Origin of the sequence: Anabaena sp. PCC 7108 (assembly GCF_000332135.1) — a bacterium.
Lineage (GTDB): Bacteria > Cyanobacteriota > Cyanobacteriia > Cyanobacteriales > Nostocaceae > Anabaena.
Genome location: NZ_KB235896.1, coordinates 2978510 through 3000058 on the forward strand (window position 1 = coordinate 2978510; position 21549 = coordinate 3000058).

The window sequence follows — 21549 nt, forward strand, 5'->3', positions numbered from 1 at the left end:
ATTTGAGTTACGACAACGCTTGTAAATATTTAGCTTAACAATATCCTGCTGATTTCGTGCGTTGGTTGCTGGGGGTAGAATCGCCACAAATTAAAGTATTGAAAACAGAATTAACACTTGAACCTATTCGTGCTGATTCTGTAACGTTTCTGCAAACAGCTAACCAAATTCTGCATATTGAATTTCAGACTTTACCCAAATCTAAAACTCCCCTGAATTTCCGAATGCTTGATTATTCTGTCAGGTTAAAGCGTCAATATAAATGTCCTGTAACTCAGGTGTTAATATTCTTGCAAGAAACTGATAACGAAGTAGCTTTTACTGAAGAATATCGAGATCATACCACTATTCACAAATTTGAGATTGTGCGTCTTTGGGAGCAAGATTCAACAATATTTTTAGGTAATTCAGCATTGTTACCTTTAGCAATTTTAACCCGAACTGACTCACCGCAAAGTTTATTATCCCAAGTAGCTGAAAAACTCGCTACACTTCCAAATAGGGAACAGCAACAAAATATCGCTGGTTGTGTAGAAGTTCTTGCAGGTTTGCGGTTTGAAAAAGATTTGGTTCGTCAATTTCTACGGGAGGACATTATGAAAGAGTCAGTAATTTATCAAGATATCGTTCAAAAAGAAGCATTGAAAATGATTAATCGTCAAATAAAAAAACGTTTTGGTGATGTTAATGATTCATTAATGACAAAAATTAGAGATTTATCTGCTGACGATTTAGAAGATTTGGGAGAAGCATTATTTGATTTTTCGGAAGTTGGTGATTTAGTAACTTGGTTAAACACAAAAGTGAGTAATTAATCAAGTTTTTGCAGGAGCATTTTTTAGAGATGTTGTATATAACGTCTCTAATTATTTAATAATCTATATATTTTCAATGATAAAGTTAGAATCAGACAAACTTTATCCATTTATCAATGATTGCTAACAGTCCAATAGACAAAAATTGGCATGGAAAACTTAACTTAGTTTATGCTAAACGCCAAGATTCCACCCAGTTAATTTACAATCACCATCAAGCGCCATTTAAGGTACAACGCCCCTTTTACCCAGAAGGACAAGAAGTTTGCCATAGCGTTATTTTACACACTGCTGGGGGCATTGTGGGGAGCGATCGCTTGTCTTCGGAAATTCACCTCGAAAAAAATTCCCAAGCATTAATCACCACAGCCGCAGCAGGTAAGGTATATCGCAGTAACGGCTTACCAGCAAGACAAACTGTAGAAGTTGAAATAGATGCTAATGCTTGTTTAGAATATTTACCTCAAGAGACGATTTTATTCAACGGTGCTGTTTATCGGCAGGATTTAAAAGTAAAATTAGATACCAATTCTAGCTTTATCGGCTGGGAAATTACACGGTTAGGAAGGAGTGCGAGGGGAGAAAAGTTTTTAGAAGGAGAAATGCGATCGCACACCGAAATCTGGCAAAATGGTATTCCGCAATGGATTGATAGGCAAATTTTGCCCGGTAGCGAAGCAGTTTTTCACAGTCCCCACGGTTTAGGGGGATATCCTGTGGTTGGTAGTCTGGTTTGGGTAGGAAGTCCCGTTTCCACAGAAATTATTGAAAAAGCACGTTCTTTAGTTACTCAAAATAATTTAACTGGTGTGAGTCGTCTGCAAAATGGATTTTTGTGTCGATATCGTGGTAATTCTACATCTGAAGTGAGAAGTTGGTTTACAAATGTTTGGCAAATGTTACGAGTATCTTTGCTAAATCGTGGTAATTGTATTCCCAGAGTGTGGCAGATTTGAACGAACCGCAGAGGCGCAGAGGAGAGAAGAATGCAACTTACACCGCAAGAGAAGGATAAATTATTAATTTTCACGGCTGCTTTAGTCGCGGAAAGAAGAAGAAATAGAGGTTTGAAATTGAATTATCCTGAAGCAGTTGCTTTTATTTCTGCTGCTATTTTGGAAGGTGCGAGAGATGGACAAACGGTGGCAGAATTAATGAGTTATGGGACAACTTTATTAACACGAGATGATGTCATGGAAGGTATTCCAGAAATGATTCATGATGTGCAGGTAGAAGCCACTTTTCCTGATGGGACAAAGTTAGTTACTGTACATAATCCGATTCGTTAATGAAAAACCATTAAGATAGGATAAAGAGAAGATCAAGACTTGTTTTGCTATGGGTTTTTATCAGTTGTCGTACCAGCATCTGAATTCGCCTTAGGCGTATTAGGAGATGTCTCCGTCTTTGAACTCGACTTATCTGGGGTAGAGGTCGATGTTGGAGTCTTGGTGGAAGATTCAGCAGGAGCTACGTTAATCGTCGTGTTCTGTTGAGCAGGAGCAGGCTGTTGATTATTAGGAGCAATCACCTTCACATCTGTCTTCTCTTGTTTAGGTGCTTGTGGCTGGGGAACGTCAACTTTAACGTTGACATTAGGCGCACTTTGTTGAGCAGGAGTAGGAACAGTTGCTGGTACGGGAACACGCTCAACAGTATTCGTCTTTTCGATGATAGTTGTCTGTTTAGCTGGCTGTTGAGAGGGAGCAGGTACAACAATTACCGAGTTGGTAGCTGGCCGCCCCCAAAAGTAGTAAGCAAGTCCACCTATTGTCAGCAAACCAGTAATACCGATACCAATTATCAGTCCACTAGCGGTATTATTTTGATCGCGTGCTTCTAGGGCTTCGTTCTTAAGGTTTGTTCCTGAGACACGACCATCAGAGTAACCGTGATCATAAGACCCAGATTTATCATTCCTGACATTATCGTCACGATTATTAGGATTAGGATTGTTGAGATTAGTCATAGTTGCTACAAGAAATAATTGGTGAAATTAGGACACTAACAAATTTAAAAAATAAGCCTCCGTTCAGTCAAATTTAGCAATGACTGAACGGCTTTTGAATTTCGCTATTTTGATGTAAACCCGATGTTTGATATTTCTTAATTGAAGATATCTTGAACCTTAGCTTTCACATCTTCCACTGTGTTACGAACTTGGCTTTCTGCTTGTTTAGCTTTGCCTACAACTTGGTCTTTCAGATCACCTGTAATATTGCCGGCTGCTGCTTGAGTTTTGCCTTCAATATTCTTAGAGACTGCCTTTGCTCTTCCTGATAAATTAACATTGCTTTTCACATCTTCCATGGTGTTACGAACTTGGCTTTCTGCTTGTTTAGCTTTGCCTACAACTTGGTCTTTCAGATCGCCTGTAACATTGCCGAATGACTCTTGAGCTTTGCCTTCAATATTTTTAGAGACTGCCTTTGCTCTATCCATCATTGCTATTTGAATATGGGTTTGACTGTTTAAATCAGTGAGTGAAGTTACAGCCAAACTATCTCCAGAAACTAAACCCAATCCTATAGAAGTTGAGACTAATAAAACTAGACTAATAGTTAGCAATAATTTACGAGCTTGTTGAAGTAAAATCATTCTAAATTCCAAAACTTTTATTTTTAAGGCATTGATTTGACTATTAACTAAAAGCGCCAAACTAGAAAGTATAGATAGTTTGATGGCTATTTATACTTTCCAGAAAAATAACACTCTTAGTCAATAATTTTTTTGACTTGATCTTTCACATTTTCAACAACGTGAATACCACTTGCTTCGACTTGTTTGGCCTGACCTTCAGCTTGATCTTCGGGATCTCCCGTAACATTGCCTACAACTTCTTGAACTTTGCCTTCAATATTTTTGGCAGTTGCTTTAATCCGATTTTCTAAGCTCATAATCATCTCCGTATGAATTTTCCAGATCAAATGAATTTAAAATCACATTACTGCTATGAACGACGATAATAACGCCACTCTTCACCTCTAATCCAAAAAAGGACTTAAGCGTTTTCCACATCGCAGGAATTATACGGTGCAGCCCATTGCTAGAGGTGACTTAACAAATTACTTTGTTTCAGTACTGGGTGATTATTTTTATAGCTTAACACTAATAATCGGTTTATTTTTATACCTAAAGACATAGTTAAGCTGCTATGCAGCAAGATTGTATAATAGATAAGGAAGTATAAATGCTGCAAACACATCGGCGAGTTCTAAATATCAAGATATAACAGAATTATGTCCTCAAGCTTTCAGACCGTTTGTAGAATTTTTAGAAAACCTTTAAATTAGGAAAAATCAGATGATGATTCCCGGAGAAATAATCACCCAACCAGGCAAAATTGAATTAAATGCAGGTCGTCCAACTACCAAATTAATAGTAGCAAATACAGGAGACAGACCAATTCAAATTGGTTCACATTTCCATTTTTATGAAGTCAACACAGCCTTACACTTCGACAGAGAAAAAGCACGAGGAATGAGATTAAATATACCCGCCGGAACAGCCGTCAGATTTGAACCAGGAGACGAAAAAGAAATCACCCTCATCCCCCTCGTCGGTACACGCCAAATCTACGGATTCAACAACAAAATCAACGGAAACCTCTAAAAAAACCCTCAGCGTACCTCCGCGCTAACCTCAGCGTCCCTCTGCGTTAAAAAAAGGATTTGATATGAATTATAAAATGAACCGCCAAGCCTACTCTGAAACCTACGGACCAACAGTAGGAGACAAAATCAGATTAGCAGACACAGAACTATTTATAGAAGTAGAACAAGACTTCACCACTTATGGAGACGAAGTAAAATTTGGTGGCGGAAAAGTCATCAGAGACGGAATGGGACAATCCCCCATATCCAACGCCGACGGTGCAGTAGACTTAGTAATTACCAACGCCTTAATTTTCGATTGGTGGGGAATCGTGAAAGCAGATATTGGCATCAAAGACGGCAAAATTCACAAAATTGGTAAAGCCGGAAATCCCTATATTCAAGACAATATAGATATTATTATTGGACCCGGAACCGAAGCCTTAGCAGGGGAAGGAATGATTCTCACTGCGGGAGGAATAGATTCACATATTCATTTTATTTGTCCCCAACAGATTGAAGTAGCGATCGCATCTGGAATCACTACAATGATAGGAGGAGGAACAGGCCCCGCCACAGGCACAAACGCCACCACCTGCACTCCTGGACCCTGGAATATCTACCGAATGCTGCAAGCAGCCGACGCTTTTCCCGTCAATATCGGCTTTTTAGGCAAAGGTAACACCAGTCAACCCCAAGGACTAGTAGAACAAGTTCAAGCCGGTGCAATGGGGTTAAAACTCCATGAAGACTGGGGAACTACTCCCGCAACCATTGACACCTGTCTCACCGTTGCTGATGAATATGACGTACAAGTAGCAATTCACACTGACACCCTCAATGAAGCCGGATTTGTCGAAGATACTATTGCGGCTTTTAAACATCGTGCCATTCACACCTACCACACCGAAGGCGCAGGAGGAGGACACGCACCCGATATCATCAAAGTCTGTGGACAAAGCAACGTTTTACCATCTTCCACCAACCCCACCCGTCCTTACACCCTCAACACCCTAGATGAACATCTGGATATGTTAATGGTATGTCATCACCTTGATCCCGCAATTCCCGAAGATGTCGCTTTTGCGGAGTCGCGTATTCGTCGAGAAACCATCGCTGCTGAGGATATTCTCCACGATTTAGGGGCGTTTAGTATGATTGCTTCCGATTCCCAAGCCATGGGACGTGTCGGTGAGGTAATAATTCGTACTTGGCAGACATCACACAAAATGAAAGTACAGCGCGGAACACTCTCCCCTCGCCTTGTAGGAGAGGGGTTAGGGGAGAGGTCAGACAATTTCCGGGCGAAAAGATATATTGCTAAGTACACAATTAATCCGGCGATTACACATGGAATTTCTGAATATGTGGGGTCAGTAGAAGCGGGAAAATTAGCAGATTTATGTTTGTGGAAACCGGCATTTTTTGGAGTGAAACCAGAAATTGTGATTAAAGGGGGAATGATTGCTTGGGCGCAAATGGGTGATGCTAATGCTAGTATTCCTACACCGCAACCAGTACATTCCCGTCCTATGTTTGGCAGTTTTGCAGGTGCGAGGAATGCCACATCATTAACATTTGTTTCTCAAGCAGGTTTAGAAAGAGAAATTCCCCAAATGTTAGGTTTGCAAAAATCAGCAGTTTCAGTTTCAGGAACACGTCAATTAACTAAGCAGGATCTGAAATTAAATGATGCCTTACCTCATATTGAAGTAGATCCTGAAACATACGAAGTTCGTGCAGATGGTGAATTATTAACTTGTGAACCTGCGACAGTTTTACCAATGGCACAAAGATACTTTTTGTTTTAGATTATGACTGAACAATCTACTGATTACGATAGTCCTTGAAAAGAAATTATAGAACTTTATTTTGACAAGTTTTTAGAGTTTTTATTTTCTTCGTCCAGATATTAGACAATTATTCCGGTTTATTGATTGGATAATGGTCTTACCCGAAGACTTGGCAATTAGTTTTCAAACAGAAATCAAAAGTAGAAAATTTGACTTTTTCCTTCTACCTTTCAAACTCTATGAGTTCAGAATTTCCTCGCACAGGCAAAATACTGGTTGTAGACGACTCAGCTGATAACATATTTCTTGTTAAAACCATCTTAGAAACAGAAGGCTATATAATTAGTAGTGCTGAAAATGGTGCTGAAGCAATGGCAAAACTTCAAGCATCTCCCTGTGATTTGGTGTTACTGGATTTAATGATGCCAGAAATGGATGGCTATGAAGTCACCAAATGCATTCGCACCCAAATGAATTTGCAGCAATATATCCCCATATTACTAATTACTGCCCACGATACCCCTAACGTCGCCCAAGGATTAGATTTAGGTGCTGATGACTTTATCCGCAAACCCGTAACAGTGGATGAATTATTGGCGAGAGTGCGATCGCTTTTACGACTCAAATACAGTATAGATGAACGTGATGAAATTGCTCGTCAGCGCCAAGATTTTGTTTCTCGTCTCACCCATGACTTACGCACTCCATTAGTAGCTGCAGATCGGATGTTAAACCTATTAAAGCAAGGTGCTTTAGGAGAGTTATCACCGCCAATGGAAGAAGTCATGACTATCATGGCGCGTAGTAATATCAACCTCCTAACTATGGTGAATACTTTATTAGAAGTTTATCGCTTTGAAGCAGGGCGCAAAACTCTCACATTTCAACCAGTTAATCTCAGCCAGTTACTTACAGAGATATCTGGAGAATTAGCCCCTCTAGCGGTAGAAAAAGCACTATCCATAAATCTGCAACTCTCTGATAACTTAACCACAAAAACTATCATCGGTGATCGCTTAGAATTACATCGCTTATTTACAAACCTGATAGGTAATGCTATCAAATTTACAGATTCTGGTTCAGTTACTATTAGCCTCAAGTGTCAATATCACCCAGAAAAAAGATACCAATTTATAAATATTATTGAAGTAGCTGATACAGGTTCTGGTATTCCTTCTGAAGAACAAGCTGACTTATTTGAACGATTTCGTCAAGGTAATCACAACCGTTCTGGTAGTGGATTAGGACTGTACCTTGCCCGTCGTATTGTAGAAGCACATCAAGGTTTTATTGATGTAAAATCTGAATTAGGTCAAGGTAGTGTTTTCATTGTTCATTTACCCATAACATCTTGATTACTCGCTTTCCTTTTCAGACGAATATGATATGGGAAATAAATCCTGATTTAGCTAATAAATTGTACACGAGGGAATCTTCATAACAACATCGTCATCTTTGGGGCGCTTGGGTATGTGTGGGCAGGGAATTTACGGTTGATCTAGGTCAAGCATATAATCATAATTAATCTTCCCTCTCACCTCCGTAAAGATAGTAAACGACGGGTTTCTAATTGCTTACAAAGCCTTAATTCTGTTCCTTTGCGGTTCCATTCTACCTGATCAAAAATCTGATGAAGAAGAGACATTCCGCGACCACTTTCGGCTTCATCTGGTGGTAAATAGTCCGTGGGATCGCTATCGAAATCAGGTAAAGGTGTGAATCCACTACCTTGGTCGGAAATGATCCACCAATATTGATTATCTATCAAGGAAAAACGCACTACTACTAATTTACCGGGATCAAGATTATTTCCATGTTTAGCTGCGTTTACTAGGGCTTCTTGAAGTCCTAGGCGCAACTCTGCTTGTAATTTGGCGGGAACTTCTGCCAATAGTAAATCTAATATGGGACAAAGATAAAGAGTCGAGGCAAAACTAATAGTACCCCAAGAACGTCCAACTGGACGAAGAGAAATGGTAATCACAAGAGAAACCCCGTAGCTTTTAGTTAGCTAGACATCAGTTTGCTGTCACAGGCACCCTGATAAAAATTGAGGTGGTCATGCTGCCTTCAAACTAGCGTCTGTAAAACTAAATTTTGAAAATGCTGGGGAGCATTGACTCTAAACATAAGTTAGAATTGCTTGGTTCAAAATTGGCTGTAATGATTTCGACTAATGCATTTAACAACTTTTAAGTTGCTATTAATTTGAAGGAGTATGGAAATACTCTATTTAATTGCCTCTTTATAATTTACGCAATCTAATTCACCTTTTTAAGAGCCTATGCGACTTCAATGTTAAAAAAGAATTTCTATTTTTAGTCTAATTAGATTTTAGCATTAGTACTATGCACTAGACTACAAATTTTTCATTTGGGTTTTTGTAAAGAATTCGCTAACTTCGAGCCAAAGGTGATAATACCAGAAAAGCGACAGCTTCGACGTGAGCGGTTTGGGGAAATAAATCAGCGGGCTGTACTCTAGTAAGAGTGTATGTTCCATCTTGACAAAGTAATTTGAGGTCACGGGCGAGGGTAGCTACTTTACAACTGACGTAAACAATCCGAGATGGTTTCAAGTCAAGTAAAGTTTTGATGACATTAGCTTCACATCCTTTACGTGGCGGATCAAGTAATACAACATCTGGTATAATGCCCAAATCTGGCAGGATTTTCTCCACTGCTCCTATTTGAAATGTAACATTATTAATTCCGTTATGTTGGGCATTGGAAATAGCCTGTTCTACGGCTGCTGATTGCACTTCCAACCCTGTAACTTGCCGGGCTTGTTTGGCTAAAGGCAAGGTTAAAGTGCCAATGCCGCAGTAGGCATCAACTAGAACTTCATGACCTTGAAGATTGAGTTCTGACTGAATTACCTTTAATAGGGCTTCTGCGGTTTCGGTGGATACTTGAAAAAATGTATCTGGGAGTACTTGAAATTCTAGCCCAGCAAATATTTCGCGCAGGGCAGGAACTCCGGCAATACAACGAGTTTCGTTGCCAAAGATAGCATTTGTGCGATCGCTATTCCGATTCAGTGACACCCCCACCAATTGGGGATATCGCTGCAACCATTCTTGTGCTTGGCTTTCTATTCTGGGTAATTTCCAATCCTTCACCACCAAAGTCAGCAGCATTTCACCTGTCCGACGACCAATACGTAAACCCAGATGGCGAATTTGTCCTTGGTGACGACGTTCGTTGTAAATTGACCAACCTTGCTTTTGCATATCCTGCTTGACTTCAGCCAGCATCGGATTTAAGCGTTGGTCTTGGACTGGACATTGATTTAAGTTAATTAATTGGTGGCTACCTTTTTGGTAATAACCAGCTTGTACTTGGCCTGTCGCTGAGACACCCAGAGGATAGGTAACTTTATTCCGATAACCTAAGGATGAATCAGCCCCTAATACAGCTTCTACAGGTGGTTGAACAAACCCACCAATACGTTCTAAAGCTTGAACTACCTGATTCCGCTTGGCTATCAATTGGTAATCATAATTAATATGCTGCCACTGACAGCCACCACATTTATCAGCCACAATGCAACTGGGTCGGATACGTCCTGGAGAGCGTTTGACTATCTGCTCCAGTTTACCATAAGCATATTTTGGTTTAACTTGTAATAATCTCACCAGCACGCGATCGCCCCTGACAGTGTCTGGAACAAAGACCACACGCTGATCAAAGCGTCCCACGCCATCACCAGTATCACTCAAATCAGAAATATCAATTTCAATTACTTCACCCTGTCGCCAAGCTGTATTAGTCATTCAATTTTGGATTTTGGATTTTAGATTTTGGATTTGGTGATTGAAGAATTGTTACAATTACTTCCTTAATTTTCCCCAATCCCCAATCCCCAGTTCTTATCCCCATCTTCTCACACCCTTCACTTCTGTACCTCTAACTAGTTAAACTAGCAAATAATATTTCGCGTAATTGCATAATAATCATGACTGTAATTAGCCAAGTTATTCTCCAAGCCGATGACGAACTGCGCTACCCCAGTAGTGGCGAACTCAAGAGTATTCAAGAATTTTTGGAAACTGGTGTACAACGCACAAGAATTGTCACTACCCTCGCCGAAAATGAAAAAAAGATAGTTCAGGAAGCTACCAAAAAACTTTGGCAGAAGCGTCCTGACTTTATCGCCCCTGGTGGTAATGCTTACGGTGAAAAGCAACGTGCTTTGTGTATCCGTGATTTCGGTTGGTATTTGCGCCTGATTACCTACGGCGTACTTGCTGGCGATAAAGAACCAATTGAAAAAATTGGTTTAGTGGGCGTGCGGGAAATGTACAACTCTCTGGGCGTTCCTGTTCCTGGAATGGTTGAAGCTATCACTTCCCTCAAGCAAGCATCCTTGGATTTATTGAGTGCTGAAGATGCCCTCGAAACTGCACCTTACTTTGATTACATCATTCAAGCGATGTCCTGATATCAAGCCGGTGCTGGTTCTCCCAGTGGATTTTGAGTCTACTAGAGATATCAAAAATTCGCACTTGATGGCAATAAATTTCTTCATCTGATCATCATTTGATCATATTGTCCCCACACTTGGTAGTGGCTATGGCAAATTATTTGTCAAGTTATTAACCGATTGTGGGGATATTTGATTCAGAATTCCTATTCCACGACTATTAGCCCGATTTCTGTACTATTTGTATAGTACAACATGAAGTGTGAAAGGTGGGCTTTAATTTTTAGTTTTTAATTTTTAATTTTTAATTTTTAATTGTTTATAATTACCAATAATAAAAAGCCAACAATCCTGTAAAAGGCTGTCGGCACTTGATGTGTTCCCTATTAATGACTCGGCTAGAGTTCAGTTGTATTGAATTATGCCAATTTGCGAATTATAAGGAGACGATCCTAATCATGGATACTTGTGATTCTAATCATAAATACTTGTGATTAAGATCACGTATAAATTACAGAGAAAATGTATTATATTTATCATTTTATTAATATAGAGAAATATATCAACAGAATTGCAGTAGCAAAAGTAGCTAAGAACCAACATTCCACTGTTATCAATAAGGCACGGAATATAACCTTTCTACCCTTTTCTTCACAGGATTTGAGCGAAATTCATGATTCAATACCTCACCTTGCTGATGAGGTATAAATTATTATTTGAATAGTTATTCGCGTCAGGGTATCGCCATGTGTTCTATTTTAATTAATACTAATACTTCAGATGTAAAATGAAGCTAAATTTTATAAGATTAAGCACAATGATTATGATAAAGTATGTATATACAAGGCATAATATGCCATATCAACATGACAATACGCTCATAATTATCCACACAGCCCTTTTAACCAGGGTTGAGTTGCCAAATTTTTAAAAGTTGATTATTGATTTACTTATTCTTGTGATTTATCTCTAATATTAAAGTAGTGAAAAAGATTAGCAACGGTTAAATCTGATGCTTGTTGTAAATTAGATGTGACTAATGTTCTATATCCAGAAATTGCGGCTTGTTGACTCACATAATTTTCATATTCCCGGCGTAATTCAGGCGCAAACATAAATAATAATTGATCACGTAAAGAATAAAAATGAGATTTTTCGGCTATATTTTCGTAGCTGATTTGTTCTGGTGGTATTTCTAGATTAATTATAGTTTGGGTAGCTTCTGAATTATTGAAATCAGCACTATTTAGAAGTTTTAATTCTGCTGGAGGTAGAGATTTTACCCAATCTACATGATTTTTCTTGTTCAATTGACTACTCATTTTTTTATATGTTATGATCCAATTCAGACAGGTATTACAAGAATTTACTTACAAATAGACTAATATGGACTTTGTTATTTTAGATACGGAAGGGAAACCAAATTTAACTGAATTAGCTATTGTTAATAGTCAAGGTGTGGTAATTTATGAAGGTTTTTGTGATGGTAACTCTCATGGCTTTCAAAATGTTTTAAATATCAAAAGTCTCAAAACTTTATTAACAGAATTTTTGACTATTGTTGAAGATAAAAAAATCATCTGTCACTATGCAGAACATGATATTGATATCCTCAAGCGTAGTTTTGGACAAGTTGGTTTACCTTGGCAAGATTTAAAACAAAAATTACAATTTGATTGTACTTGGCTTTTAGCTAAAGACTGTTTTTCCAATTTAGAAAGTTATTCTTTAGAGTATTTGAGTAAATATTTGAATCTTCGAGCTAATAATCAATATTTTCTTCCTAATATGGCACATACGGCTAGTTATGATGCCACATTTACATATCATCTTTATAAAAAAATTATGCTGGAAAGTCTCAAAAAACAACCTAATCCATTTACTAGCAGTCGAGTTGATACTCCTTTTCAACATCACCCAGATTATGCTGATACCTATCATCGAGAATTCCAGATTTTACAAACTGCTTTAAATAACATCAAATTAGATTCTAATCATCAGAGTAAAGGTGTTGTTGTCATTGGAGAACCGGGTACTGGAAAAACTCATTTAATGATGCGACTTGCCAATGAGAGATTATCAAGTAATAGGTTACTTTTTATTCGTCAACCTAATGATGCTAAATCTGTACTTTATCATATCTACAGTAGGATTTTAGAATCTCTAGTTGAAAAAGCAGTTAATTTACCGCAATTAGACTCTTTAATGATTAACACTTTTAGAAAAATAGTTAGTTTACCTGATAGAAAATTTCAACAAAAAGATATAGATATTTTAAATGCTTTATATGACTTAGAAGATAATAGTATTAATGCTTTAGGTAAAGAAAATACTCAACGTAGACGTGAATATTGGCAATATATAGAAAAGACTATTAATGAATGGTGGATGAGTAATTATGCTGCGGGTAGTTTTGCTTTATCTATCATTAAAGGTATGGTTAAATATTGCAGTTATACAGATTATAAATATAGAAATATTACCACTCGCTGGTTAGCCGGAAATGTTTTAACTGACGAAGAAGCTGAAACTGTTGGTTTACCAAATTGGGGAGAGGAAATTAGTAAAGAAGCTTTTTCTTTAGAAGCTATTTCCGTCTTGGGTAAATTATCCACTTTGGATGAACCTTTAATTATTATTTTTGATCAATTAGAAGGTTTAGGACTTTCCCATAATCAAGAAATTTTGTTGAATTTTGGGGAAGCAGTTAAAGAAATTTTCACTCATGTTCCGAATAGTTTAATTATCTTGAATTTATTTCCTGACAGATGGGAAAAATTTCAAACAACATTTGATCAATCTATTATTGGAAGAGTATCTCAATATCAAGTTTCTTTACGTCAACCGACAGAAACAGAAGTTAAATCTATTCTCAAGGTGAAAATGCAAACTTTAGATATTACCTTAGAACAGCTATTCTCCTCTGAAGACTTAGATGATATTTTAGCAAAAAAACCTATCCGTGCCGCTTTAAATCATGCTGCTAAATACTATGATTTTAGAGTTAACGGAATTCCTTTACCAGACGAAAGAAAACCAATTCGTGAATTAGATAATAATGAAAAAATAGAACAGCAATTAAAATTTTTACAGCAACAGCAACAGACATCAATAGAAGTTTTAATTCAACTAATGCAATCTATACAAACACCTATTTCTGTTGATTTAAGCCACTTACAGGAGAAATTAGCAACTTATTTATCTGGTGAAACTACAATTCCTACAAATCCTGTAATTGAATATTTAAATGAACATAGAATTGAATTGGAACAAAAATATCATAATCCATCTATTATTAGTGATGGTGATGATATTGGTAAATTGAGGAATATTGCTGAAGCTTTAACTCATATCCAGTCATTTAAATTAACCCAATATCGTTTAGGTAAAAAGGTATTACCAGAACATATTGTGATAGAAAAGGGAAATAAATATCATGTAATTGCTTTTCTAGAAATTAGTGGTACTCCCTTTACAAGTCGTATTAGCAATTTCAACGAATTGGTAATTAATAATCCTCAAAGTAAATTTGATTTAATTAGAGATGAACGTCAACCAGATGTTACTGGTAAAGTAGGGAAAGAAAGAATACAGCAACTAGAAAATAGTGCTAACGGTAATTTTGTTCTATTCAATAAAGAAGATAGAATCCTTTTCGATTTGATTTATGATCTAATTATCAGTATTTATAACAAAGATTTAGATATAGATTTGGAATCGGCTTTAGCTTTTGTGACTACTCATCAAGAATGGTATCACTGGATTTTTACAAAGTTTGGTTTTACTCCACCTAAAAAATAAAATCTCAATCAAGTGAATGATGAAAACAAGGACGAAGATTTTAATGCAGTTATTATCTTAAATTTCATACATCATGAAAATAAGGCGTTATACTGTACTAAATAGAGGTAAAAAATGGAAACAATGAAATTGCTGGCACATATCAGTACAGATGGTATATTGCAAATTCAAACACCTACGGATTTTAAAGATAAATCTGTAGAAGTATTGGTAGTTGTCCAACCATTAGATAATACAGAAACTACCACAATTAAACATAACGCTTGGGGAAAAATTACTACTAAAAAATCAATTCAAGACGCAATTAATAGAATGCAACAACTAAGAAAATAAGTAGGTTTAGATCAAAACTTAATCCGTGAAATGATTGAAGAAGGACGAAGATAACTTGTTATAAAACGGTAAAACATGGAAATAAATTATTACCCCACCGCAAAACCTGTAAATTGCCGCTTATAAGGAGCATGAAATCCTAAAACAATATCTTCTTTAGGTACACCAGCAGCAATTAATTCATTAGCAATACCAATTTCCGTACCATCTCTTTGTATCCAGATTTTATCATCTTTAATATCAACATGAATAATCACTCCATAGGTTCTAATTTGTTGTTTCCAACCAATATTTAATACTTGATAATGATGACGTTGAGTATCAAAAAGCAATTGAATTTCTGTACCATTGGCTATATCATTGGTAGAATGACTGATTAAAATATCTTGAATAATTTGCGAGTAATTTATTCTTCCCATAAAACAATCTCCTGGGTTAAAGAATCAAAAATTAAAACCTTTTGATCTCTTTCCCCTAGATAGTTTCTTGATGTTTCTTAATATCGGCTAGTATTTCATCCATTGTTACCTGATCTAACCATTGATGACGTTCTTCTGTATAGTCTCCACTACCACTATCAAATTGACGAATAAATCTGATAGCGTCAACATATCCTAAAGCATCTACGAGAGCTTGAAATCCTTTTCTGTATAGTTCAATTGGGGTCATTTTCTCCTCCTTGTACAATATTATTAGTAGCTTCTGCCAACCAGATCATTGGATTAGCAACTATTATATTTATATTATCCTTATAGCTTAATGATTTTGACAATAGACGGCTATCAGTGGTTAGGAAAATATCAGCGTTATTTTCAGCACAAGCCAGATGAAAAGCATCAAATTTTTTAATATTAAATGTTGTTAATTCTATTGCTCGTCGAGTAATTTCTTCTGTGACTAAAATCGTATCATGAGCCATTGTTAAGACTTTTTGTACTTGTTCTCTCCTATTTATATCTGGAGTTCTCGCAATTTCTAATTCTAAAGCTGTGCTACTGACTAATTGCCATTTTCCAGATAGACAATGATTGATAATTTCTAAAATTGCTTCAGTTTCTAGCCTAATTCGCCATTGGGTTTGGTCGTCAAAAGGACGATTAAGGCAACAAACATCTAAATATATTCTATATTGTTTATTCATATTTTCAAAACATGGTGTTACAAATTTTATTATTAATTATTAGTATCTATAACTAGCTTCATGAAATTATCTCAAAAATTTCCTCATCTGTGTAAACAGTTTCATTCTTTTGCATCAAGTAAGAACGGAATGCGCGGAATTTGTGTGTAAAGATGTAGTCCTCAATAGCTTTACCAACTAAACTATCAGCAGATATACCTTCAGTTTGGGTAATTTCTAAAAGTGCTGCTTTCAGTTCTGGAGTAATAGTAATGGTTAGGGTATCTTGCATATTTTATCAGGGGGCAACATAATTAATTATACAATAAATCAAAGGATTGATTACAGATAGATGTTAATATGAAAGTAAGAGTAGTGATTCAGCGACTAGAAGCTGATGGTTGGTATTTAGCAAGAACTAGATGAAGTCACCGACAGTTTAAACATCCTCATAAACTTGGTACCAGTTTCCGGTAAACCTAATATTGACGTACCCATTGGTACAATAAAAAGTATTTGGAGACAAGCACAATTGGAGGAAGAATAATGCGTTATACAGTAGTAATTGAAAAAGGAAATACCAGTTATGGTGCTTATGTTCCCGACTTACCCGGTTGTATAGCTGTAGCTGAAACATTAGTAGAAGTTCAACAACTAATTGTAGAGTCCATAGAATTTCATATAGAAGGTTTAATAGAGTCAGGTATACCAATTCCTCAACCTACAAGTATCGCTCAGTAAGTTGAAGTTTTAATTTAATACAGTTTGTTTTAGGAGGTTATGAAATATGATTGCTTCTCCCAATATTTACATCACACCAGAAGAATATTTAGCAATGGAAGAAAAAAGCACAGTTAAACATGAATATATTAATGGATATATTTATACAATGGCTGGCGCACTTGATTCTCATGTTACTATAGCTGGTAATATATTCTCTTTACTCCGTAATCACGTTCGGGGTTCTGGTTGTCGGGTGTACATTGCTGACATGAAAGCGAGAATAGAATCTTTAAATAGATTTTACTATCCTGATGTGATGGTAACTTGTGATGCACGAGATCAAGAAACTCCAGGTTATAAAAGATTTCCTTGTTTAATAATTGAAGTTTTATCTAATTCTACCGAAGGATTTGATAGAGGTGATAAATTTGCTGATTATCAAATGTTGGAAACTTTGCAAGAATACGTTTTAATTAATACGAAAAAACCAAGAGTTGAATGTTTTAGACGCAATGATGATGGACTTTGGATTTTACAGTCTTATGTAGGTGAACAAGCATCATTTCAATTGAAAAGTATTAATTTTGCAGGGACAATGACAGAACTTTATGAAGATGTGAATTTTCATGCTCTTGAATCAGAAAAACCTGAAAACAACATGGCATAAATAACAATCTAGCCAAAAAATGTGACAAGATTTAAAAAAAGTCGGGAGTCTTAATCTCTTTATATCTCTAGATCCCCGACTTCTGATATCAATTCATAATTTATTGACAAGATAAAAAAAGAAGTGGGGAATCTCAGATAGAATATTCCTCTGTCCTCTTGGTGCATAACTTCCATGACCACATTTGGTGAAAATCCCTTTTCTCCCCAAGAAATAGCCTCAGAAGGCATAAAACCAGAAGAATATACCGAAATCGTCCGCCGCTTAGGCCGTCATCCCAACAAAGCCGAATTAGGTATGTTTGGGGTAATGTGGTCAGAACATTGCTGTTATAAAAATTCCCGCCCATTACTCAAACAGTTTCCCACCACCGGACCCCGTATTCTCGTTGGACCCGGTGAAAATGCCGGAGTTGTGGATATCGGTGACGGACTACAATTAGCGTTTAAAATAGAATCCCATAACCACCCTTCCGCTGTTGAACCCTTCCAAGGTGCAGCCACCGGAGTTGGTGGGATATTAAGAGATATCTTTACAATGGGGGCGCGTCCCATAGCTTTATTAAACTCTTTGCGTTTTGGTGATTTGAATGATCCAAAAACCCAAAGATTGTTTACCGGTGTAGTTGCGGGAATCTCCCATTATGGCAACTGCGTCGGCGTTCCCACAGTTGGTGGTGAAGTATATTTTGACCCCGCCTACTCTGGAAATCCCCTTGTTAACGTCATGGCCTTGGGATTGATGGAAACATCGGAAATTGTCAAATCGGGGGCTTCAGGCTTAGGAAATCCGGTGCTGTATGTGGGTTCAACCACCGGACGTGATGGCATGGGCGGCGCAAGTTTTGCCAGTGCCGAATTAACAGATGAGTCAATGGATAATCGTCCTGCTGTGCAAGTAGGAGATCCATTTTTAGAAAAGTCTTTGATTGAAGCTTGTTTAGAGGCATTTAAAACCGGGGCTGTAGTTGCGGCACAGGATATGGGGGCTGCGGGTATCACCTGTTCAACTTCGGAAATGGCTGCTAAAGGTGGTGTGGGGATTGATTTCGATTTAGATAAAATTCCGGCGCGGGAATTGGGCATGATTCCCTATGAATACCTGCTTTCGGAATCTCAAGAACGAATGTTATTTGTGTCTGAAAAAGGACGAGAACAGGAGTTAATTGATATTTTCCACCGTTGGGGACTGCAAGCAGTGGTTGCGGGGACAGTTATTGAAGAACCCATTGTCAGGATTTGGTTTGAGGGGAAAATTGCCGCAGAAATTCCTGCTGATGCTTTGGCGGAAAATACGCCTTTGTATGAAAGAGAATTATTAGCAGAACCTCCAGAATATGCTCAAAAAGCTTGGCAATGGACAAGTGATAGTTTACCTGTTTGCAATGTTGAGGGTATTGAAATTGAGGGAAGTTTGCAAACTTGGAATCAGATTTTATTGACTTTGCTAGATACTCCCACCATTGCTTCTAAAAGCTGGGTTTATCGCCAATATGACCATCAAGTTCAGAATAATACAGTATTGTTACCCGGTGGTGCTGATGCTGCTGTGGTGCGGTTACGTCCTTTAGAAGAAACTCCTAATCTTACATCCCCCATTGCCAATTTAAAATCTGGTGTTGCGGCTACGGTAGATTGTAATTCTCGTTATGTCTATCTTGATCCTTATGAAGGGGCTAAAGCAGTAGTGGCTGAAGCTGCCCGGAATCTTAGCTGTGTGGGCGCTGAACCCCTGGCTGTGACAGATAACCTCAATTTTGGTAGCCCAGAAAAACCGATTGGTTATTGGCAATTAGCGTCCGCTTGTCGGGGTTTAAGTGAAGGTTGTAAAGAGTTGGGAACGCCGGTAACTGGGGGGAATGTCTCTCTCTACAATGAAACTTTTGATGCGGAAGGTAATCCCCAACCAATTTATCCGACTCCGGTTGTGGGTATGGTGGGGTTGATTCCTGATTTAACGAAAATTTGTGGACAAGGTTGGCAAAATGCAGGTGATATAATTTATCTTCTAGGTTTATCAATTCAATCAAAAATCGAATTGGGTGCTTCTGAATATTTAGCGACGATTCATCATACGATCGCAGGAAAACCGCCTAAAATTGATTTTGATTTAGAACGCGCTGTACAAAAAGCTTGTCGTGATGGTATTCGCGCCCGTTGGATAAATTCTGCCCATGATTCGGCTGAAGGTGGTTTGGCTGTGGCTTTAGCAGAATCTTGTCTTTCTGGGAATTTGGGGGCGGAAATTAATTTCCCAATTAGTGCAAATCACGATTCCCGTTTTGATGAAGTTCTTTTTGGTGAAGGTGGGGCGAGAATTTTAGTTTCTGTAAGTAAAGAAAACCAAGAAAAATGGGAATCCTATTTACAGGAGCATCTGCCAGAGAATTGGCAAAAACTAGGAACAGTTTCTAATTCTGGGAATTTGGAGATTTTAACCGCAGATAACCACAAATTACTCCAGGTTAGTCTCGAAGATATGAGCGATCGCTATTCTTTAGCCATCTCTAAACGTCTCGCTATCTACACCAATACCTAATCGAGATCAAAAATCAAGGATGAATCATAAAAATTTACAATTCTTACTTCATCCTTGACCAATTTACTGTACTGTTTTAATGGATGGTTAAAGATTTGTTAAGAGGCAGGAAGAAGGAGTTCAGGAGAAAGAAGAAATAAAATTACCCAATTCCCAATCACCAATCACCAATCACCAATCACCAGTTCCCACTGACTCGACACCCCACCAGGAGCAATACCAGCATGATTCCCATTAATTCCGTTACCTCGGATGAACACCGTCCTGACAAGCCAGAAGAAGCTTGCGGTGTTTTTGGCATCTACGCCCCAGAACAAGACGTTGCTAAATTGACCTACTTTGGATTGTATGCTCTCCAACATCGGGGTCAAGAATCTGCTGGTATTGCTACCTTTGAGGGTCAAGTAGTACACCAACACAAAGATATGGGTTTGGTATCTCAAGTTTTCAGTGAAACCATTTTAGATGAGTTACCCGGTAATTTAGCTGTTGGTCACACACGTTATTCAACCACCGGTTCCAGCCGCAAAGTTAACGCCCAACCCGCTGTGGTGGAAACTCGCTTAGGTTTATTAGCATTAGCACATAATGGTAATTTAGTCAATACTGTAGCACTGCGAGAAGAATTACTTAAGAGTGATTTTAACTTAGTCACAACCACAGACTCAGAAATGATTGCTTATGCGATCGCACAAGAAGTCAACACCGGTGCAGATTGGTTAGAAGGTTCTATCCGCGCCTTTAATCGTTGTGAAGGTGCATTTAGCCTAGTTATTGGTACACCTACAGGTGTGATGGGTGTGCGTGATCCTCATGGCATTCGTCCCTTAGTCATAGGCACTTTAGATAGTGATCCTGTGCGTTACGTTCTGGCTTCCGAAACTTGCGGTTTGGATATTATTGGTGCAGAATACCTGCGAGATGTCGAACCAGGGGAGTTAGTTTGGATCACCGAAGCCGGTTTAGCTTCCTTCCATTGGAGTCAACAGCCAGAACGCAAACTGTGTATTTTTGAAATGATCTATTTTGCCCGTCCTGATAGCATCATGCACAACGAAACTTTATATAGTTATCGGATGCGCTTAGGACGAAGAATAGCCAAAGAATCTCCCGTAAATGCCGATATAGTTTTTGGAGTTCCTGATTCTGGTATACCTGCGGCAATTGGCTTTTCCCAAGCTTCTGGTATTCCCTACGGTGAAGGACTGATTAAAAATCGCTACGTTGGACGCACCTTTATTCAGCCGACACAAGCCATGCGTGAGTTAGGTTTGCGGATGAAACTCAACCCGCTCAAAGATGTGTTAGCTGGTAAAAGAGTGATCATTGTCGATGATTCGATTGTGCGGGGTACTACCAGCCGTAAACTCGTCAAAACCCTGCGTGAAGCCGGTGCGGTGGAAGTACACATGAGAATTTCTTCACCTCCTGTCACTCATCCTTGCTTTTATGGGATTGATACCGATACTCAGGATCAATTAATTGCTGCGACTAAATCAGTTGCAGAAATTGCTAAACAATTAGAAGTTGATAGTCTTGCTTATCTGAGTTGGGACGGAATGTTGGAAGAAACCAAAGAAGATACTAATAATTTCTGTTCTGCTTGTTTTACTGGTGATTATCCGGTTGCTATTCCTGAACAGGTGAAACGTTCTAAATTGATGTTGGAAAAAATCGGCGTTTAGTCGATATTAGGACTTACGCAAAAGTAAGGAAAAAATGAACCGCGAAGGCGCAAAGA

The 21549-nt window shown here is 38.0% G+C and carries 23 protein-coding genes and 1 pseudogene; 13 read left to right on the plus strand and 11 right to left on the minus strand.

All coding sequences use genetic code 11. The features are described 5' to 3' along the window. The first annotated feature begins 56 nt into the window (after positions 1–56). The 3 genes from ANA7108_RS0114065 (at position 57) to ureA (ending at position 2104) form a co-directional block, all read left to right on the plus strand. A complete protein-coding gene (locus tag ANA7108_RS0114065; protein WP_016951433.1) occupies positions 57–815 on the plus strand; it encodes a DUF4351 domain-containing protein in 759 nt (252 codons plus the stop codon). Between the two features lie 116 nt (positions 816–931). Then, entirely contained in the window at positions 932–1771 is an 840-nt protein-coding gene (locus ANA7108_RS0114070) for an urease accessory protein UreD (protein WP_016951434.1), read from the plus strand. 30 nt (positions 1772–1801) lie between these two features. Next, positions 1802–2104, plus strand: coding sequence for an urease subunit gamma (ureA, locus tag ANA7108_RS0114075; RefSeq protein WP_016951435.1), 303 nt, complete (start codon positions 1802–1804; stop codon positions 2102–2104). A 47-nt stretch (positions 2105–2151) separates the two neighbouring features. Here ureA and ANA7108_RS0114080 read toward each other — a convergent pair whose 3' ends face one another. The 4 genes and pseudogenes from ANA7108_RS0114080 to ANA7108_RS0114090 form a co-directional block, all read right to left on the minus strand. After that, positions 2152–2784, minus strand: a complete 633-nt coding sequence (locus ANA7108_RS0114080) for a hypothetical protein (RefSeq protein WP_016951436.1) — start codon at positions 2782–2784, stop codon at positions 2152–2154. A gap of 137 nt (positions 2785–2921) precedes the next feature. After that, positions 2922–3125: a CsbD family protein gene (locus tag ANA7108_RS30700; RefSeq protein WP_042491051.1), complete on the minus strand. Its 204-nt coding sequence runs from the start codon at positions 3123–3125 to the stop codon at positions 2922–2924. Further along, positions 3102–3266 (minus strand): annotated as a pseudogene (locus tag ANA7108_RS31395) (CsbD family protein); the annotation flags it as partial. The gene ANA7108_RS30700 and the pseudogene ANA7108_RS31395, both read right to left, overlap by 24 nt. 263 nt (positions 3267–3529) lie before the next feature. Then, entirely contained in the window at positions 3530–3712 is a 183-nt protein-coding gene (locus ANA7108_RS0114090) for a CsbD family protein (protein ID WP_016951438.1), read from the minus strand. Between the two features lie 409 nt (positions 3713–4121). Between ANA7108_RS0114090 and ANA7108_RS0114095 the strand changes: the two genes are divergently transcribed. The 3 genes from ANA7108_RS0114095 to ANA7108_RS0114105 all read left to right on the plus strand — a co-directional run bounded on the left by ANA7108_RS0114095 (position 4122) and on the right by ANA7108_RS0114105 (position 7556). Beyond that, positions 4122–4427 carry an urease subunit beta gene (locus tag ANA7108_RS0114095; RefSeq protein WP_016951439.1) on the plus strand — a complete coding sequence of 102 codons (306 nt, stop codon included), beginning with the start codon at positions 4122–4124 and terminating at the stop codon, positions 4425–4427. A 64-nt stretch (positions 4428–4491) separates the two neighbouring features. Beyond that, on the plus strand, positions 4492–6219 hold the full coding sequence (gene ureC / locus ANA7108_RS0114100; RefSeq protein WP_016951440.1) for an urease subunit alpha: 1728 nt from the start codon (positions 4492–4494) through the stop codon (positions 6217–6219). A gap of 221 nt (positions 6220–6440) precedes the next feature. After that, positions 6441–7556 carry a response regulator gene (locus tag ANA7108_RS0114105; RefSeq protein WP_016951441.1) on the plus strand — a complete coding sequence of 372 codons (1116 nt, stop codon included), beginning with the start codon at positions 6441–6443 and terminating at the stop codon, positions 7554–7556. A 179-nt stretch (positions 7557–7735) separates the two neighbouring features. On the opposite strand, the gene ANA7108_RS0114110 is transcribed toward ANA7108_RS0114105, so the two are convergent. Next, complete coding sequence (locus ANA7108_RS0114110; RefSeq protein WP_016951442.1) at positions 7736–8185, minus strand: anti-sigma regulatory factor; 450 nt, start codon at positions 8183–8185, stop codon at positions 7736–7738. 411 nt (positions 8186–8596) lie between these two features. Next, entirely contained in the window at positions 8597–9976 is a 1380-nt protein-coding gene (rlmD, locus tag ANA7108_RS0114115; protein ID WP_016951443.1) for a 23S rRNA (uracil(1939)-C(5))-methyltransferase RlmD, read from the minus strand. A gap of 182 nt (positions 9977–10158) precedes the next feature. On the opposite strand from rlmD, the gene apcD reads away from it, so the two are divergent. Next, positions 10159–10644 carry an allophycocyanin subunit alpha-B gene (apcD, locus tag ANA7108_RS0114125; protein WP_016951445.1) on the plus strand — a complete coding sequence of 162 codons (486 nt, stop codon included), beginning with the start codon at positions 10159–10161 and terminating at the stop codon, positions 10642–10644. A gap of 932 nt (positions 10645–11576) precedes the next feature. On the opposite strand, the gene ANA7108_RS0114130 is transcribed toward apcD, so the two are convergent. Further along, positions 11577–11948 carry a hypothetical protein gene (locus ANA7108_RS0114130; RefSeq protein ID WP_016951446.1) on the minus strand — a complete coding sequence of 124 codons (372 nt, stop codon included), beginning with the start codon at positions 11946–11948 and terminating at the stop codon, positions 11577–11579. A gap of 64 nt (positions 11949–12012) precedes the next feature. Here ANA7108_RS0114130 and ANA7108_RS0114135 point away from each other — a divergent pair, with 64 nt between their 5' ends. After that, on the plus strand, positions 12013–14427 hold the full coding sequence (locus ANA7108_RS0114135) for an exonuclease domain-containing protein (protein WP_016951447.1): 2415 nt from the start codon (positions 12013–12015) through the stop codon (positions 14425–14427). Positions 14428–14541: 114 nt separating this feature from the next. Beyond that, positions 14542–14760, plus strand: coding sequence for a hypothetical protein (locus ANA7108_RS27375; RefSeq protein ID WP_016951448.1), 219 nt, complete (start codon positions 14542–14544; stop codon positions 14758–14760). An 89-nt stretch (positions 14761–14849) separates the two neighbouring features. Here ANA7108_RS27375 and ANA7108_RS0114145 read toward each other — a convergent pair whose 3' ends face one another. Genes ANA7108_RS0114145 through ANA7108_RS0114160 form a run of 4 tightly spaced genes read right to left on the minus strand, consistent with a single transcriptional unit; the run spans position 14850 to position 16172 of the window. Continuing rightward, positions 14850–15179 carry a XisI protein gene (locus tag ANA7108_RS0114145; protein ID WP_016951449.1) on the minus strand — a complete coding sequence of 110 codons (330 nt, stop codon included), beginning with the start codon at positions 15177–15179 and terminating at the stop codon, positions 14850–14852. 55 nt (positions 15180–15234) lie between these two features. Next, positions 15235–15429 carry a hypothetical protein gene (locus ANA7108_RS0114150; protein WP_016951450.1) on the minus strand — a complete coding sequence of 65 codons (195 nt, stop codon included), beginning with the start codon at positions 15427–15429 and terminating at the stop codon, positions 15235–15237. Next, complete coding sequence (locus tag ANA7108_RS0114155) at positions 15416–15901, minus strand: hypothetical protein (RefSeq protein WP_016951451.1); 486 nt, start codon at positions 15899–15901, stop codon at positions 15416–15418. The genes ANA7108_RS0114150 and ANA7108_RS0114155 overlap by 14 nt, the downstream gene beginning before the upstream one ends. 58 nt (positions 15902–15959) lie before the next feature. After that, positions 15960–16172: a hypothetical protein gene (locus ANA7108_RS0114160; RefSeq protein WP_016951452.1), complete on the minus strand. Its 213-nt coding sequence runs from the start codon at positions 16170–16172 to the stop codon at positions 15960–15962. Between the two features lie 254 nt (positions 16173–16426). Between ANA7108_RS0114160 and ANA7108_RS0114165 the strand changes: the two genes are divergently transcribed. The 4 genes from ANA7108_RS0114165 to purF all read left to right on the plus strand — a co-directional run bounded on the left by ANA7108_RS0114165 (position 16427) and on the right by purF (position 21493). Then, a complete protein-coding gene (locus ANA7108_RS0114165) occupies positions 16427–16621 on the plus strand; it encodes a type II toxin-antitoxin system HicB family antitoxin (protein WP_016951453.1) in 195 nt (64 codons plus the stop codon). 46 nt (positions 16622–16667) lie between these two features. Continuing rightward, on the plus strand, positions 16668–17270 hold the full coding sequence (locus tag ANA7108_RS0114170) for a Uma2 family endonuclease (RefSeq protein ID WP_016951454.1): 603 nt from the start codon (positions 16668–16670) through the stop codon (positions 17268–17270). Between the two features lie 174 nt (positions 17271–17444). Further along, positions 17445–19808 carry a phosphoribosylformylglycinamidine synthase subunit PurL gene (gene purL, locus ANA7108_RS0114175; protein WP_016951455.1) on the plus strand — a complete coding sequence of 788 codons (2364 nt, stop codon included), beginning with the start codon at positions 17445–17447 and terminating at the stop codon, positions 19806–19808. A gap of 224 nt (positions 19809–20032) precedes the next feature. Further along, entirely contained in the window at positions 20033–21493 is a 1461-nt protein-coding gene (gene purF, locus ANA7108_RS0114180) for an amidophosphoribosyltransferase (RefSeq protein ID WP_016951456.1), read from the plus strand. Positions 21494–21549: the final 56 nt, after the last annotated feature.

Coding starts and splice junctions, on each gene's coding strand:
- ANA7108_RS0114070 (WP_016951434.1), top strand. CDS start 932: ATGATTGCTAACAGTCCAATAGACAAAAATTGGCATGGAAAACTTAAC.
- ureA (WP_016951435.1), top strand. CDS start 1,802: ATGCAACTTACACCGCAAGAGAAGGATAAATTATTAATTTTCACGGCT.
- ANA7108_RS0114080 (WP_016951436.1), bottom strand. CDS start 2,784: ATGACTAATCTCAACAATCCTAATCCTAATAATCGTGACGATAATGTC.
- ANA7108_RS30700 (WP_042491051.1), bottom strand. CDS start 3,125: ATGGAAGATGTGAAAAGCAATGTTAATTTATCAGGAAGAGCAAAGGCA.
- ANA7108_RS0114090 (WP_016951438.1), bottom strand. CDS start 3,712: ATGAGCTTAGAAAATCGGATTAAAGCAACTGCCAAAAATATTGAAGGC.
- ANA7108_RS0114095 (WP_016951439.1), top strand. CDS start 4,122: ATGATTCCCGGAGAAATAATCACCCAACCAGGCAAAATTGAATTAAAT.
- ureC (WP_016951440.1), top strand. CDS start 4,492: ATGAATTATAAAATGAACCGCCAAGCCTACTCTGAAACCTACGGACCA.
- ANA7108_RS0114105 (WP_016951441.1), top strand. CDS start 6,441: ATGAGTTCAGAATTTCCTCGCACAGGCAAAATACTGGTTGTAGACGAC.
- rlmD (WP_016951443.1), bottom strand. CDS start 9,976: ATGACTAATACAGCTTGGCGACAGGGTGAAGTAATTGAAATTGATATT.
- apcD (WP_016951445.1), top strand. CDS start 10,159: ATGACTGTAATTAGCCAAGTTATTCTCCAAGCCGATGACGAACTGCGC.
- ANA7108_RS0114130 (WP_016951446.1), bottom strand. CDS start 11,948: ATGAGTAGTCAATTGAACAAGAAAAATCATGTAGATTGGGTAAAATCT.
- ANA7108_RS0114135 (WP_016951447.1), top strand. CDS start 12,013: ATGGACTTTGTTATTTTAGATACGGAAGGGAAACCAAATTTAACTGAA.
- ANA7108_RS27375 (WP_016951448.1), top strand. CDS start 14,542: ATGGAAACAATGAAATTGCTGGCACATATCAGTACAGATGGTATATTG.
- ANA7108_RS0114145 (WP_016951449.1), bottom strand. CDS start 15,179: ATGGGAAGAATAAATTACTCGCAAATTATTCAAGATATTTTAATCAGT.
- ANA7108_RS0114150 (WP_016951450.1), bottom strand. CDS start 15,429: ATGACCCCAATTGAACTATACAGAAAAGGATTTCAAGCTCTCGTAGAT.
- ANA7108_RS0114155 (WP_016951451.1), bottom strand. CDS start 15,901: ATGAATAAACAATATAGAATATATTTAGATGTTTGTTGCCTTAATCGT.
- ANA7108_RS0114160 (WP_016951452.1), bottom strand. CDS start 16,172: ATGCAAGATACCCTAACCATTACTATTACTCCAGAACTGAAAGCAGCA.
- ANA7108_RS0114165 (WP_016951453.1), top strand. CDS start 16,427: ATGCGTTATACAGTAGTAATTGAAAAAGGAAATACCAGTTATGGTGCT.
- ANA7108_RS0114170 (WP_016951454.1), top strand. CDS start 16,668: ATGATTGCTTCTCCCAATATTTACATCACACCAGAAGAATATTTAGCA.
- purL (WP_016951455.1), top strand. CDS start 17,445: ATGACCACATTTGGTGAAAATCCCTTTTCTCCCCAAGAAATAGCCTCA.
- purF (WP_016951456.1), top strand. CDS start 20,033: ATGATTCCCATTAATTCCGTTACCTCGGATGAACACCGTCCTGACAAG.